Below are 13,664 nucleotides of genomic sequence, written 5' to 3' on the forward strand. Positions count from 1 at the left end.
CAGCTGCCAGCATGGCTCGCTTCGAGCCCGGAGGCATCGATGACTCGCGACACGTCCCCCGCAATCGACTACCTGAGCGGCTTCGGCAACGAATTCGCCAGCGAGGCGCTGCCTGGCGCTTTGCCGGTCGGGCAGAACTCGCCGCAAAAAGCGCCCTATGGCCTGTACGCCGAGCTGTTGTCGGGCACCGCGTTCACCATGACCCGCAGCGAGCTGCGCCGCACCTGGCTGTACCGCATTCGTCCCTCGGCGCTGCACCCGCGCTTCGAGCGCCTGGAACGCCAGCCCCTGGCAGGCTCACTTGGTGCGGTTACGCCTAACCGCCTGCGCTGGAGCCCGCAGCCGATTCCCGGCGAGCCGACCGATTTCATCGAGGGCTGGCTGCCGATGGTGGCCAACTCGGCGACCGATAAACCTGCGGGCGTGAGCATCTACATCTACCGCGCCAACCGTTCGATGGAGCGGGTGTTCTTCAACGCCGATGGCGAGCTGCTGCTGGTGCCCGAGCAGGGCCGCCTGCGTATCGCCACTGAATTGGGCGTGATGGAAATCGAACCGCTGGAAATCGCGGTAATCCCGCGGGGCATGAAGTTTCGCGTCGAACTGCTCGATGGCCAAGCGCGTGGCTACATCGCCGAGAACCACGGCGCACCGCTACGCCTGCCCGACCTCGGACCGATTGGCAGCAACGGCCTGGCCAATCCGCGTGACTTCCTCAGCCCGGTGGCACACTACGAAGAGACCCGCGGCCCGGTGCAACTGGTACAGAAGTTCCTCGGCGAACACTGGGCCTGCGAGCTGCAGCACTCGCCGCTGGACGTGGTCGCCTGGCATGGCAGCAACGTGCCGTACAAATACGACCTGCGCCGTTTCAACACCATCGGCACGGTCAGCTTCGATCACCCAGATCCTTCGATCTTCACCGTCTTGACCTCGCCGACCAGCGTTCACGGTCTGGCCAACATGGACTTCGTGATTTTCCCACCGCGCTGGATGGTGGCCGAGAACACCTTCCGTCCACCCTGGTTCCACCGCAACCTGATGAACGAGTTCATGGGCCTGATCCAGGGTGCCTACGATGCCAAGGCCGAAGGCTTCCTGCCCGGCGGCGCCTCGCTGCATGGGGTGATGAGCGCCCACGGCCCGGACGCCGAGACCTGCAGCAAAGCCATCAGCGCCGAGCTTGCGCCGCAGAAAATCGACAACACCATGGCCTTCATGTTCGAGACCAGCCAAGTGCTGCGCCCGAGCCAGCATGCCCTTGAATGCCCGCAATTGCAGGCCGACTACGATAGTTGCTGGGCCACCTTGCCGAGCACCTTCAACCCGAACCGGAGATAACCCATGAACCAGACCGCCATCGCCCGTAGCTGGGTCGAGCACGCCAACGGCCATCGCGATTTCCCTCTGCAAAACCTGCCGCTGGGCATCTTCAGCCGCCCGGGTGAAGCCTTGCGCTGCGGCGTGGCCATTGGTGAGGCGATTCTCGACCTGGACGCGGTGCTCGCTGCCGGACTGTTCGAGGGCCCAGCCAAGCAAGCGGCACAGGCGACCCAGGGGGGGGCGCTGAATGCCTACTTCGCCCTCGGCCGTAGCGCCCGGGTAGCCTTGCGTGAGCGTCTGCTGGCGCTGCTCGGCGAGCGCAGCGAACACCAGGCTGCGCTCACGTCGGCGCTGTATCCAGCTAGCGAGTGCCAGCTGCACCTGCCGGCCAAGGTCGGCGACTACACCGATTTCTACGTCGGCATCGAGCACGCCAAGAACGTCGGCAAGCTGTTCCGCCCCGACAACCCACTGTTGCCTAACTACAAGTACGTCCCCATCGGTTATCACGGCCGCGCTTCGACCCTGCGCCCCTCGGGTACCGAGGTGCGCCGGCCCAAGGGCCAGACCCTGCCAGCCGGCCAGACTGAGCCAGTGTTCGGTCCTTGTGCACGCCTGGACTACGAGCTGGAACTGGGCATCTGGATCGGCCAGGGCAACCCGATGGGCGAGGCGATCGCCATCGGCGATGCCGCCGAGCACGTGGCGGGCTACTGCCTGCTCAACGACTGGTCGGCGCGCGATATCCAGGCCTGGGAATACCAGCCGCTGGGGCCATTCCTGTCCAAGAGCTTCATCACCAGCCTGTCGCCTTGGGTGGTTACTGCCGAAGCCTTGGAGCCGTTCCGCTGCGCCCAGCCGGCACGCCCTGAAGGCGATCCGCAGCCGCTGTCGTACCTGCTGGATAAACGCGACCAGGCCAATGGCGCCTTCGACATCGAACTGGAAGTGCTGCTGATCACCGAGCGCATGCGCGAGCAAGGCTTGCCGGCGCATCGCCTGACCCTGAGCAACACCCGCAGCATGTACTGGACCGTGGCGCAGATGGTCGCGCACCACAGCGTCAACGGCTGCCAGTTGCAGCCGGGTGACCTGTTCGGCTCGGGCACCCTGTCCGGTGCCCAGCCAGGCTCGTTCGGCAGCCTGCTGGAGATCACCGAAGGCGGCAAGCAGCCAATCGAATTGGCCAGCGGCGAGGTGCGCAAGTTCCTCGAAGATGGTGACGAGATCATCCTGCGTGCGCGCTGCAGCAAGGATGGCGTGGCCAGCATCGGCTTCGGCGAATGCCGCGGCAAGGTCGTCGCGGCCAACTAAGAGGGTAGGGTGATGGAGCTGTTCACTTACTTCCGTTCCACCTCTTCCTACCGGGTGCGCATCGCCCTGGCACTCAAGGGTCTGGATTACCAGGCCCTGCCGGTCAACCTGCTCAAGGGCGAGCACCGCGCGGATGATTATCTGGCGGTGAATCCTCAAGGGCGAGTGCCGGCGCTACGTACTGACAGTGGTGAGGTGCTGGTCCAGTCACCAGCGATCATCGAGTACCTGGAAGAGGTCTATCCGCAGCCGGCGCTGTTGCCCGCCGCGCCTGAAGCGCGGGCCAAGGTGCGCGGGGTGGCGGCGTTGATTGGCTGCGATATTCACCCGCTGCACAACGTCAGTGTGCTCAACCAGCTGCGTCAGTTGGGCCATGACGAAGGGCAGGTCAATCAGTGGATTGGCCACTGGATTGGCCAGGGTTTGGCGGCTGTGGAACAGTTGATCGGAGATAACGGCTTCTGCTTCGGCCAGACGCCGGGGTTGGCCGATCTCTACCTGATACCGCAGCTGTACGCGGCCGAGCGGTTCAATGTCGAGCTCACTGGATACCCGCGAATTCGCCGGGTAGCGGCGCTGGCCCAGCAGCATCCGGCCTTCGTCCAGGCGCATCCCGCCCAGCAGCCAGACACCCCGGCTCAGTGAATCGACGGGTTGCTGGCGGGTAGATGGCCCAGCCGCTCGCTCAGTTTTACCCGCTGCACGGGGTCGTCGGTCAGCAGCAGGGCATGCTCCAGGTCGAAGCGTTCGGCCTGCGGGCAATCCAGGCGCTGATACAGCGTTGCCCGCGCCAGGTAGTCGCTGACTAGCACCGGCCCCAACTGCATCACCCGCTCGGCATCGATCAGTGCCGCCAGGTCGTTGTCGTTGCTGATGTGCAACTGGCGCAGGTTACGCGACAGCCGTTGCAGCATCTGCCTGGGGCTGGCCACTTGCATGTGGTCAGCGCTCAGCGCGACTTGCGGGCCGAACTGACGGGCCAGTAACTGGCGGCATTCAGCCGGATACAGACGGCGTCCGCCACACGGGTCGAGCAAGTGGTCGGCGCCGGGTACTCGCAGCAGGAAATGACCGGGGAAGTTCACCCCCTCCAGTGGGATCGACAGACGCCTGGCAAGCTCCAGCGCCAGGATCGCCAGCACCAGCGGTTGGCCACGGCGGCGCAGCAAGACCTTGTCCATTAATGCCGCATGGGGTCGCAGCGGGTGGTATTCGTCCTGGGCAAAGCCCAAGGCAGTGAGCTGGCGCAGCAGTGGTTGCGCCAGTTCGCTAACCGGCAACATGGGTAGGCTGGCATTGATCTCCCGTTGCAGGTCATTGAGCCGGGCAAGGCTGTCCGCGGGCTCGACGCTGCGGTCGTGCTCGGCGGCAATCCATAACGAGGCTTCCAGCAGGGCGACCGGCTCGCGTTCCAGGCAGGCCAGGCAGGCTTGACGTGGCTTCATGAAAATCTCCCAACACGCTTAACTATTAGCTCTGGCGCGCGGTTTCGTCCAGTGGTCCGGCTGCGATACATGGGCTTGCGGGCTGCCTATACTGTGTGGAGCACCTCTTCGGGGAGCCCGTTGATGTTCGCGCTCATGCAAAGCACCCGCACTCAGTCTCTGCACCTGTTCATTGACCCACCTACCGGCCTCAAGGCGGTGGTGGTCATCCACAGCGAGCAGCTGGGCCCGGCTTTGGGCGGCTGCCGCTACTTGCCCTACGCCGATGACGAAAGCGCCATGACCGACGCTATTCGCCTGGCCCAAGGCATGAGCTACAAAGCGGCGTTGGCGGGGCTACCGGTGGGGGGCGGTAAAGCAGTCATCGTGCGTAATCCGCATGTGGAAAACCGCGCGGCGCTGTTTGAGGCATTCGGGCGATTTGTCGACAGCTTGCAAGGGCGTTTCATTACCGCCGTCGACAGTGGTACCTCGACCCTGGACATGGACTGCATTGCCCAAACCACCCCGCATGTCACCAGCACCACTGCCTCCGGCGATCCCTCACCGCATGCCGCCATGGGCGTATTTGCCGGGATTCGCGCGACGTCGATGGCGCGTCTGGGCAGCGACAATCTCGAAGGTTTGCGGGTTGCGGTACAAGGGTTGGGCAATGTCGGTTATGCACTGGCCGAGCAGTTGCATGCGGCGGGTGCGGAATTACTGGTCAGTGATTTGGACCCTGGCAAAGTGCGCCTGGCGGTGGAGCAATTCAATGCCCATCCGGTGATCAATGACGCCTTGATCAGCACGCCCTGCGATATTTTCGCCCCTTGTGGTGTTGGCCCGGTGCTCAATGGCCAAAGCGTGATGCAGCTGCGTTGCGCAGCGGTGGCGGGGGCGGCGAACAACCAGTTGACCACCTTGCAAGTGGCCGATCAGTTGGAAAAACGCGGAATTCTGTATGCGCCTGATTATGTGATCAATGCCGGTGGCTTGATCTATGTGGCGCTGACCCATCGAGGAGTAGACCTGGGCACTATCACTGCACATCTGGCGCGCATTCCTACGCGGCTGACGGAAGTGTTTGCGCATGCCCAGGCGGAAAAGCGCTCGCCGGCGCGGGTAGCGCAGATGTTGGCGGAGCGGTTGCTTTACGGATGATCCGGGTTTGATGTTGTCTGTCCTGGCCTCTTCGCGGGCAAGCCCGCTCCCACAGGGATTGCGCTGTTCTCAGGTTAAGCGCTGTACCTGTGGGAGCGGGCTTGCCCGCGAAGAGGCCAGAACAGGCCCCCAAAACTTATTCCTCGCCACCACCCTCAAGCAACTCAGCCAACGCATCCGGCTGGCTCTTGAACGCCCGGGCAAACACATCGCGGTTCTTGGCCATGTAGATACCGGCTTCCTCGACCTGCTGTTCAGTCAACGAAGGCACCGCCTTTTGTAGCACCTCAGCCAGGCGCTCGGCGAGTTCGAGCATCTTGTCGTGACGATCGGCTTCGGCTTTATCCATGAACAAACGCTCCGGGTCGCGGCTGCTGCGGTACACCACTTCGACGGCCATTCATCACCTCTGTGCCTTTTAGCTGGTTGGATTGATCAATTACTGTATCTATATACAGTAATCGCTCGGGCCACCCCAATGCAAGCCAATAGTGGCCATTTATATCCGGGAAAAGCGTAGCCCATAGGTGCCTTGCGGCAATCGGTCGCCTTCCAAGCCAAGGGCCTGGCCCTTTAACTGCATGGCACAAGCGTCACAGGCGTGGCGCATCATCCTTCAGCTCGTATCGGGGAATCGAACATCGTGAACATCAAATGGGCAGAAAAACTGCGCAAGGGCTTGCATGGCTCGGCCGACTCGCTGGGCAACCTGTGCGTTGAGTCGTTCCACTACCTGGCGTTGTTCGGTATCGGCGGGATCACGGCCTGGGCCGCTGTGATGACCTTCCTGGACATGCTCAGCAAAGGTGGGGTCAGCGTCGATGACATCCTGCTGCTGTTCATCTATCTGGAGCTGGGGGCGATGGTAGGGATCTACTTCAAGACCAACCACATGCCCATTCGCTTTTTGCTGTACGTGGCGATTACGGCATTGACCCGCTTGCTGATTGGCGATGTGTCGCACCACAAGGCGCCGGATGTTGGCCTGTTGTACCTGTGCGGCGGCATCCTGCTGCTGGCCTTCGCGATCCTGGTGGTGCGCTATGCCTCCTACCGCTACCCGTCGAGCCGGGTGCTGGACGCCAGCGGCAAGGAAGTCGACGAGGGTCGCTAATGCTTAGTTGGCGATGTGGCTGGCGCTGAAATGCTGCTGGCCTGGGTCGCGGGTGAGGGCCGCGAGCACCTCAAGGGGATTGTCGCCCTGTTCGATGGCAAGGCCCAGGCGGATGCTGTCGATCACCCGCTGCAAGCGCACGGGGTCGTTGCGCTGGGCTTGGCTGATCAGGCGCTTGGCGACGATGCCGCTGTCATCGGACAAGGTCAGCATGATGCTGCCATCCAGGCGTTCGATGCTCAGGTTGACCCGGTAGCGTGGGGCGAAGGCGTCGCTGATTTGATCGAATGGATTGTTCATGGTCGCGCATCTGTAAGTGGCAATGCAGGGGTTGACCGACGGGCAGGCGGGTTGGTTCAGGGCCGCTGATCGGGTCAAGGCAGAAAGCAAAACGCCCGGTGCAGTGCACCGGGCGTTTGTGTTCAAGCAACCTCGATCATTCCTCGGGATCATTCACTTCAAGGATCACGCGTTTGCTACGCAGTTTGCCGTAGAAGTGTTCCAGGGCGTTGTTCAGCTTGCTGGCGGCGCCATCGACTGCCTGGTCCAGCGAGGTGGCGGTATGGGTCACGGAAATCGGTTGGTGGCCTTTGGGGCGAGCCTCCATCTGGCAGCGTTTGTCATGCGGTCCGGGCTTGGCGCCGTTTTCGTCGCGCAGGTGGACCTCGATGCGGGTGAGGTCGTCCTCGTAGCGTTCGAGGGTGCTTTCAAGCGTACTGCGGACCCACTCGTTAAGCCGGATGTTGCCTTGGATATGGTTGCTGCTGTTGACCTGGATTTGCATGACTTCAACCCTTATTCAGCTTGCTCGCAAAGAGACGTGCCTAGGCCACTGAGGCCTGTGGAATTTTTTCGCCTCTTGACTCTAAGGTCAGGCATCCGCGCGGCGAATTCAACCCCTTGAGAAAGAAAAATTTCCTGTTGCAATAAAGTTGAAATCATCTAGGGCCGTCAGAACGCAACGGATGTTTGCAGGTATAAAGTTCGAGGTTCGCCGACGTACTTGCCCTTGTTGTTGTCATCGAACGAGCGGGTGTAGTACTCACGATTGAACAGATTCTTCACCCCCACCGCGACCTTGAGGTTGGACAACTGCGGGCCGAAATCGTAGGCCGCGCGGGTGCTGACCAGCATGTAGCCAGGAATCCGCCCGGTGCTGCCATCCGCGCTCTCTTCGCCGGTGTTGGCGTTGTCGGCGTACTGGCTGCTCTGGAAGCTGCTGTCCAGGTCCAACTGCCACGGACCTTCGCTGTAGCCCACGCCCAGGGTGCCTTTATGCCGAGACGAGAACGGCACCTGGTTACCTTTGTTCGGCCCATCTTCGCGGATAGTGGCATCGACGAAGGCGTAGCTGGCATGCACATCGAAGCCGGCCAGGGCAGGGCTCAAGCCATCCAGGGCATAACGCACGCTGGTCTCGATGCCCTGGTGACGGGTTTCGCCGCGGGCGATCACCGAGTCGTTGGTCTGGTTGCTTTCGTACTGGTTGTCGAAGTTGATCAGGAACGCGCCGATTTCTGCCTGCAGATCGCCGTTGTCGTAGCGGGTACCCACTTCCCAGGTGCGCGCCTTCTCCGGCTTGACCTCGCCGCTGCTGACCCGGTTGGGCATCTGGCTGTATTGCACGCTGCCGAACGAGCCTTCGGTGTTGGCGTAGAGATTCCAGCTGTCGGTCAGGTGGTACATCACGTTAAGCGCCGGCAGGGCGGTGTTGTAGCTGCCCTGGTAGCGCTGGCCGTTGAGCTTGTTGCTCTGCTCGGAGTCGATCATCTCGTAGCGCACGCCCGGGGTAATGGTCCAGCGGCCGATGTCGATGCGGTCATCGAGGTAGATGGCATGCGCTTCGGTATTGCCGCGGGTGTCGCGGTCGTTGCGACTGGCAGTGGTTGGCAGCTCGCCATTGACCGGCTCGCGGAAGCGCAGTTCGTGGCCGGCCTCGTTGATGTAACGGTAGCCAACACCCAGTTCGTGCCAGCTGTCGCCCAGCGCCAGGCCTTGCGAGAAACGCGTTTCGATACCACGCACCCAGTACTCGCGCGGCGACAGCGAGACGAAACTGCCTTGGTCCAGATAACCGCTGCGCAGGGTCTTGGTGAAGAAGCTGTTGACGCTGAACTGGCGGTCATCCTGCTTGTAGTCATAACCGACGTTGACCAGCGTGCGACGGCCCCAGAACTTGTCTTTCAAGCGGGTCGACTGATACGGGTCGTCATCGAAGGCGGCCTTGCTCAGGCCGCCAGGCATTTGCGCCTCGCCCTCGTAGTACTGGGCCATGGCGTGCAGGCTGTTGGCCTCGTCGAGCTGCAGCTTGCCCTTGAGAATCAGGTCGTCGATCTGCGTGTCGCTGTGTTCGCGCCAGTCGCCGCCACGGGTGCCGGAGTACAGCAAAGCACCGCCCAGGCCGTTGTCGTTGGTACCACCAACCAGCAGGTTGGCGCTGTTCTTGAAGCCATCGTGGCTGGAGGAAGGGCTGATCTGGTTTTGCATGGCGGCCTTGAAGGTCGCCTGTTCAGGAATGGCGCGGGTCACGAAGTTGACGATGCCGCCGACGTTCTGCGGCCCGTAGCGCACCGCTCCGCCGCCGCGCACCACGTCTACCGCGTCCATGTTGCCCAGGCTCAGCGGGGCCAGCGACAGCTGCGGCTGGCCATAGGGCGCGAACGGCACCGGGATGCCGTCCATCAGCACGGTCGAGCGCGAGGCCAGGCGTGGGTTGAGGCCACGGATGCCGAAGTTCAGCGCCAGGTCATGGCTGCCGGTGCCGTTGTTTTCCGGGGCATTGACCCCAGGGATGCGGTTGAGCACTTCGCGCGCGCTGCTGGCGCCGCTGCGTTCGAACGCTTCGCGGCGGATCACGTCACGCGCGCCGGGGTGCTCGAAAACGTTGTCCTGCCGGGCTTCGGCCAGCCAGTCGCCGACCACGGTCGAGGCGCCCAATTCTACTGGCGCACCAGCCGCGGGGGCGGTGATGGGTTGCAGGCTGAAGGCGTTGCCAGTCTCCTGGCGGGCTTGCAGGCCGCTGCCGCGCAGCAGGGCATCGAGGCCCTGGCGCACCTCGTACTGACCGTCCAGCCCTGGGCTTTGCATGCCTTGGGTCAACTGCGAGCCGAACGAGATCAGTGCACCGCTTTCGCGGCCAAACTGGTTGAGCGCATCTTCCAGCGAGCCGGCCGCGATGTGGTAGGCGCGGGCATCGGCCGCTTGGGTGGCGGGCACAGCGAGGCCAAGGGTGGTGGTGAGCAAGAGCGCCTGAACGAGAGGGCTGGGGCGAAGCAGCATGTGAGTGGTCCTTGAGAAGGGGTTCTGCCTTCTCTGTCACGCGAGCTTTGCTAAATGGCTCAGGTGATTTCGATATTTTTCAAAACCTTTTTATTTCGGTGTCTGTACTGGCCTTTTCGCGAGCAAGTCGCAGCGGCACACCGCCGATCCTACAGGGGATAGCGCTGATCTCAGGGTTGGCGCTGTACCTGTGGGAGCGGGCTTGCCCGCGAAGAGGTCGGTGCTGACAGCCGAGTGACTCAACTGGTCCGGGATTCAACCGTCACCCAGTACCGGGTAAATCGCCTCACCCGCACCGGCAGCGCCACCTCCAGCATCTGCAGAATCCGCTCGCTGTCATCCAACGGGTACGACCCTGAAATACGCAGGTCCGCGACCTGTTCGCTGCACCCCAACTGACCCTGCCGATAACGCCCCAGCTCGTCGAGAAAATCCGCCAGGCGCATCTGCGAGGCCACCAGCATGCCGTCGACCCAGGCGCCAACATTGCGCTGTAGCGGGGCGATCGCCTGCCAACCGCTGCCAGCGAACCTGGCCTGCTGTCCGGCCAGTAATGCGTGCCCGCCCACGCTCGCGCTGCCGTCGAACACCGACACCTGGCTAAAGCCATTGACCTGGCGCAGGTTGAACCGGCCCTGTTCCAGGCGCAGTACGCCTTCGGCACTGCGCAGCAGCAACGGCCGTGGATCCTTGGCCACTTGCAGTTGCAATTCACCTTCGAACAGGCGCACCAGCCGTTGTTGGCTGTCGAAGCGCACATCGGCGGCGCTGCGGGTATTGAGCTGCAGCTCGCTGCCGTCGTCGAGGGTCATGCGCCGCCGCTGCCCCACCGGGCTGCGATAATCGGCCATCAGCCCAGGCAGCGCTGTGTGCTGCTGCAAGCCCAAGCCGGCGGCGCTGGCCATGCCCACCAGCAGCAGCGCCTTGAGCGCCCGGCGGCGGGCCGGGGAGGGCGGCGCCTGCAAGGTGGCGTGCACCACCGGTGAGGCAACGCCACGCAGGCGCTGGTTGACCTGTTGGATATGGCTCCAGGCACGCTGGTGCTCGCTGTCTGCGGCCAGCCAGCGCTCCAATGCCTGCTGCTGGGCAACGTCGAACGTTTCGTCCTGGGACTCGATCAGCCAGTGCACGGCCTGTTCGGCCACCTGCGCGCAGAAGGTGCTGTTCACAGGGCGAAGTAACAGCGCATGGCCGCCTTGTTCAGGTAGCGTTTGACCGTGGCCAGGGAGATGCCCAGCTGCCGTGCGATTTCGCCCTGGCCCAGGCCGTCGACCTGAGCCAGCAGGAACGCCCGCTTGACCAAGGGCGCCAGGCCGTCGAGCAAGCGGTCGAGCTCCAGCAACGTCTCGAAGATGATCGCCTTCTGCTCCTCGCACGGCGCGAACTCTTCGGGCACCTGGGCCAAGGCCTCGAGGTAGGCGCGCTCCAGTTCCTGGCGGCGAAAGTGGTTGCACAGCACGCGCTTGGCCACCGTGGTCAGAAACGCCCGCGGCTCTACCAGCTGCGGTACTTCTCGTGCCTGCAAGAGGCGGATGTAAGTGTCCTGGGCGAGGTCCGCAGCGTTTTGCGGGCAACCCAGGCGCCGCCGCAGCCAGCCGGTCAACCAACTGTGATGGGCGTGATAAAGGCCTTCGACCGTAGAAGAGAGGGCGCTGGACACCGTCGACACTCCGGCGCCTGATTGCGCAACTGGAAGTAAGAATTGTTCGCATTGTATTCAGGCGATCGATCTACGGCAATCCTTGCCGAGCGACCGATTTCATCAAAACGTGTCGCTTGAACTTTGCTTATGAGAATTGAAATCATTATTATTGCAGCCCCGTTTTCTCGGACCGCGTCATGAAAAGCAAAGCCGCCGGGTTGCCCCTGAGCTATCGACTGGCCGTGACTTCACGCAGCCTGGCTGCGTTGCTGGGCGGTTACCTGCTGGCGTCGATGACCAGTGTCTGCATTGCCTTGCTGGCGCCGATGGCGCAAGTGGACGCGGCCCTGACCGGCCTGTTGTCGTCGTTTGTGTTCTACCTGCTGGCCTTCATCTGGTGCTTTGCCTGTCGCAGTGCCTGGCGCGCCTGGCTTGGCGTGCTGCTGCCGAGCCTGCTGCTGGGGATGATCAATGGACTGGCCTACTGGATGAAAAACCCATGAAAGAGGGCTTCCGCCAGGCCATGGCCTGGTTGCACACCTGGACCGGCCTGATCTTCGGCTGGCTGTTGTTCGCCATCTTCCTGACCGGCACGCTGTCGTACTTCAAGGAAGAGATCAGCCACTGGGCCCAGCCTGAGATCCGCAGCCATCAGCTCGACCCGGTCGCAAGCCTGGGCTTGGCCCAGCAGTACCTGCAGAGCAACGCCGGCAACGCCAGCAGCTGGTTCATCCGCCTGCCCAATGAGCGCGAGGCGGCACTGAGCGTCAACTGGCGCGACCCCAACGCCCAAGGCCGGCGCGGCTTCACCAGCAAAGCGCTGGACGCCCACAGTGGCGAGCCGGTCGAGGCGCGTGACAGCCGCGGCGGCGAGTTCTTCTACCGTTTCCACTTCCAGCTCGAAATGCCCTACCCGTGGGGCCGCTGGCTATCGACCTTGTGCGCTTTCATCATGCTGCTTGGGCTGGTGACCGGGATCATCACCCACAAGAAGATCTTCAAGGAGTTCTTCACCTTCCGCCCGGGCAAGGGCCAGCGCTCCTGGCTGGATGGGCACAATGCAATCGGCGTGTTGGTGCTGCCCTTCCACCTGATGATCAGCTACAGCAGCCTGGTGCTGTTCATGTACATGGTGATGCCGGCTGGCATCCTTGCCAGCTACGGCGATAGCGGCGGTTATTTCAACGACCTGTTCGGCCGCGACGACCCGCCTGCAGTGACTGGCGTCGCCGCGCCGATGGCGCCACTGCCCGAGCTTTATGCCAAGGTCCAGACCCTGGCCCCCGGTGCGCGCATGGGCTACATCCAGATTCAGAACCCTGGTGACAGCAGTGCCCGGGTCACCTTCACCCAGGCCGCCGCCGATCATGTGGCCTACAGACGCAGCGCCAACTGGACCTTCGATGGCGTCAGCGGCGAGCTGCTGCGCCAGGGCGCTCCGGAATCCGCTGCGATGATGACCGCCTTCAGTTTCGCCGGTTTGCACATGGGTAACTTCGCGGGCCCTTGGCTGCGCTGGCTGTATTTTGCCTTCGGCATTGCTGGCACTGCGGTGATTGGCACTGGCCTGGTGATGTGGCTGGGCAAGCGCCAGCTCAAGCATGCCAAGAGCGCCAGCCTGCCGGGTGAACTGCGCCTGGTCGAAGTGTTGAACATTGCCAGCATGAGCGGCCTGCTGCTGGGCGTGGCGGCTTTCTTCTGGGCCAACCGCCTGCTGCCGGTTGGCCTGCAGGGCCGCGCCGACTGGGAGGTCAAGGCCTTCTTCCTGGCGTGGGCAGTGTCGCTGGTGCATGCCGTGCTGCGACCCGGTCGTAAGGCCTGGGGTGAGCAACTGGCGCTGGGCGCGCTGGCATTTGCCTTGTTGCCCTTGCTCAACGCGCTGACCACTGGGCAGGGGTTGGATCAGTCGATCGCTGCCGGTGATTGGGCCATGGCAGGCTTTGACCTGACTGCGCTAGGCACCGGCCTGTTCCTCGGCTGGGTGGCGAACAAGATGCTGCGCGCGCCCAAACTGGTCGCCAAGCGCGCCCCGCGCACGGCCAAGGCCAGCGCTGAAGTGGTCGAGGTGAACGGATGCTGAGCATTGCCTTGATCGGTTTTGCCGGGTTCGCCGGCCTGTGCCTGAGCATGGAAAAACACTTCAACGAGCTGCTCAAGCGCAAGCCCAGCGGCGCGCAGGCGCGGGCGCTGCGTATCGGCGGCTGGCTGCTGTTGGCACTGTCGCTGGTGCTTGCCGTGCAACTGCGCGGTTGGGCGTTGGGGCTGGTGGAGTGGATCGCTGTGCTGATGGCTGGCGTGACCCTGTGGGTGTTCGGCTTGCCCTATCAGCCCCGTCTGCTGCTGGGCCTTGCCGCAGCAAGCGTGGTGCTTGGGCCACTGCTGGCCGTGATCGGCGTGTGAGCGC

The 13,664-nt window shown here is 63.1% G+C and carries 15 protein-coding genes; 8 read left to right on the forward strand and 7 right to left on the reverse strand.

The window, feature by feature from the left end; all coding sequences use genetic code 11:
• Positions 1 to 39: 39 nt before the first annotated feature.
• Genes hmgA through maiA form a run of 3 tightly spaced genes read left to right on the forward strand, consistent with a single transcriptional unit; the run spans position 40 to position 3,282 of the window.
• Complete coding sequence (hmgA, locus tag ACI2JX_RS10600) at positions 40 to 1,341, forward strand: homogentisate 1,2-dioxygenase (protein WP_404690050.1); 1,302 nt, start codon at positions 40 to 42, stop codon at positions 1,339 to 1,341.
• A gap of 3 nt (positions 1,342 to 1,344) precedes the next feature.
• The gene (fahA, locus tag ACI2JX_RS10605; RefSeq protein ID WP_404690051.1) at positions 1,345 to 2,637 is read left to right on the forward strand and encodes a fumarylacetoacetase; all 1,293 of its coding nucleotides are present in this window, start codon (positions 1,345 to 1,347) and stop codon (positions 2,635 to 2,637) included.
• 12 nt (positions 2,638 to 2,649) lie between these two features.
• On the forward strand, positions 2,650 to 3,282 hold the full coding sequence (gene maiA / locus ACI2JX_RS10610) for a maleylacetoacetate isomerase (RefSeq protein ID WP_264236416.1): 633 nt from the start codon (positions 2,650 to 2,652) through the stop codon (positions 3,280 to 3,282).
• Here maiA and ACI2JX_RS10615 read toward each other — a convergent pair.
• Positions 3,276 to 4,082, reverse strand: a complete 807-nt coding sequence (locus tag ACI2JX_RS10615) for a SirB1 family protein (RefSeq protein ID WP_264236417.1) — start codon at positions 4,080 to 4,082, stop codon at positions 3,276 to 3,278. The two genes, maiA and ACI2JX_RS10615, sit on opposite strands and share 7 nt — an antisense overlap.
• A gap of 123 nt (positions 4,083 to 4,205) precedes the next feature.
• Between ACI2JX_RS10615 and ACI2JX_RS10620 the strand changes: the two genes are divergently transcribed.
• Positions 4,206 to 5,225, forward strand: coding sequence for a Glu/Leu/Phe/Val dehydrogenase dimerization domain-containing protein (locus ACI2JX_RS10620; RefSeq protein WP_264236418.1), 1,020 nt, complete (start codon positions 4,206 to 4,208; stop codon positions 5,223 to 5,225).
• Positions 5,226 to 5,361: 136 nt separating this feature from the next.
• On the opposite strand, the gene ACI2JX_RS10625 is transcribed toward ACI2JX_RS10620, so the two are convergent.
• Positions 5,362 to 5,625, reverse strand: a complete 264-nt coding sequence (locus ACI2JX_RS10625) for a YebG family protein (RefSeq protein WP_264236419.1) — start codon at positions 5,623 to 5,625, stop codon at positions 5,362 to 5,364.
• Between the two features lie 243 nt (positions 5,626 to 5,868).
• Here ACI2JX_RS10625 and ACI2JX_RS10630 point away from each other — a divergent pair, with 243 nt between their 5' ends.
• Positions 5,869 to 6,339, forward strand: coding sequence for a phosphate-starvation-inducible protein PsiE (locus tag ACI2JX_RS10630; protein ID WP_186553783.1), 471 nt, complete (start codon positions 5,869 to 5,871; stop codon positions 6,337 to 6,339).
• A gap of 3 nt (positions 6,340 to 6,342) precedes the next feature.
• On the opposite strand, the gene ACI2JX_RS10635 is transcribed toward ACI2JX_RS10630, so the two are convergent.
• The 5 genes from ACI2JX_RS10635 to ACI2JX_RS10655 form a co-directional block, all read right to left on the reverse strand.
• Positions 6,343 to 6,639, reverse strand: a complete 297-nt coding sequence (locus ACI2JX_RS10635) for a DUF3509 domain-containing protein (protein ID WP_404690052.1) — start codon at positions 6,637 to 6,639, stop codon at positions 6,343 to 6,345.
• A 136-nt stretch (positions 6,640 to 6,775) separates the two neighbouring features.
• Positions 6,776 to 7,123 (reverse strand): HPF/RaiA family ribosome-associated protein, encoded by a 348-nt coding sequence (locus ACI2JX_RS10640; protein ID WP_404690053.1) that lies wholly within the window; start codon positions 7,121 to 7,123, stop codon positions 6,776 to 6,778.
• 167 nt (positions 7,124 to 7,290) lie between these two features.
• Entirely contained in the window at positions 7,291 to 9,618 is a 2,328-nt protein-coding gene (gene fecA, locus ACI2JX_RS10645; protein WP_404690054.1) for a TonB-dependent Fe(3+) dicitrate receptor FecA, read from the reverse strand.
• Between the two features lie 239 nt (positions 9,619 to 9,857).
• The gene (locus tag ACI2JX_RS10650) at positions 9,858 to 10,787 is read right to left on the reverse strand and encodes a FecR domain-containing protein (protein WP_404690055.1); all 930 of its coding nucleotides are present in this window, start codon (positions 10,785 to 10,787) and stop codon (positions 9,858 to 9,860) included.
• Positions 10,784 to 11,278, reverse strand: a complete 495-nt coding sequence (locus ACI2JX_RS10655; protein ID WP_368972264.1) for a sigma-70 family RNA polymerase sigma factor — start codon at positions 11,276 to 11,278, stop codon at positions 10,784 to 10,786. Before ACI2JX_RS10655 ends, ACI2JX_RS10650 begins: the two co-directional genes overlap by 4 nt.
• A 179-nt stretch (positions 11,279 to 11,457) precedes the next feature.
• Between ACI2JX_RS10655 and ACI2JX_RS10660 the strand changes: the two genes are divergently transcribed.
• The 3 genes from ACI2JX_RS10660 to ACI2JX_RS10670 are packed head-to-tail and all read left to right on the forward strand — an operon-like array spanning position 11,458 to position 13,660.
• The gene (locus tag ACI2JX_RS10660) at positions 11,458 to 11,763 is read left to right on the forward strand and encodes a DUF3649 domain-containing protein (protein ID WP_392464038.1); all 306 of its coding nucleotides are present in this window, start codon (positions 11,458 to 11,460) and stop codon (positions 11,761 to 11,763) included.
• Positions 11,760 to 13,340: a PepSY-associated TM helix domain-containing protein gene (locus ACI2JX_RS10665; protein WP_404690056.1), complete on the forward strand. Its 1,581-nt coding sequence runs from the start codon at positions 11,760 to 11,762 to the stop codon at positions 13,338 to 13,340. Before ACI2JX_RS10660 ends, ACI2JX_RS10665 begins: the two co-directional genes overlap by 4 nt.
• Positions 13,334 to 13,660: a DUF3325 domain-containing protein gene (locus ACI2JX_RS10670; RefSeq protein WP_186553791.1), complete on the forward strand. Its 327-nt coding sequence runs from the start codon at positions 13,334 to 13,336 to the stop codon at positions 13,658 to 13,660. The genes ACI2JX_RS10665 and ACI2JX_RS10670 overlap by 7 nt, the downstream gene beginning before the upstream one ends.
• Positions 13,661 to 13,664: the final 4 nt, after the last annotated feature.

Source organism: Pseudomonas sp. NPDC088890 (assembly GCF_044900155.1).
Taxonomy (GTDB): Bacteria; Pseudomonadota; Gammaproteobacteria; order Pseudomonadales; family Pseudomonadaceae; genus Aquipseudomonas; species Aquipseudomonas urmiensis.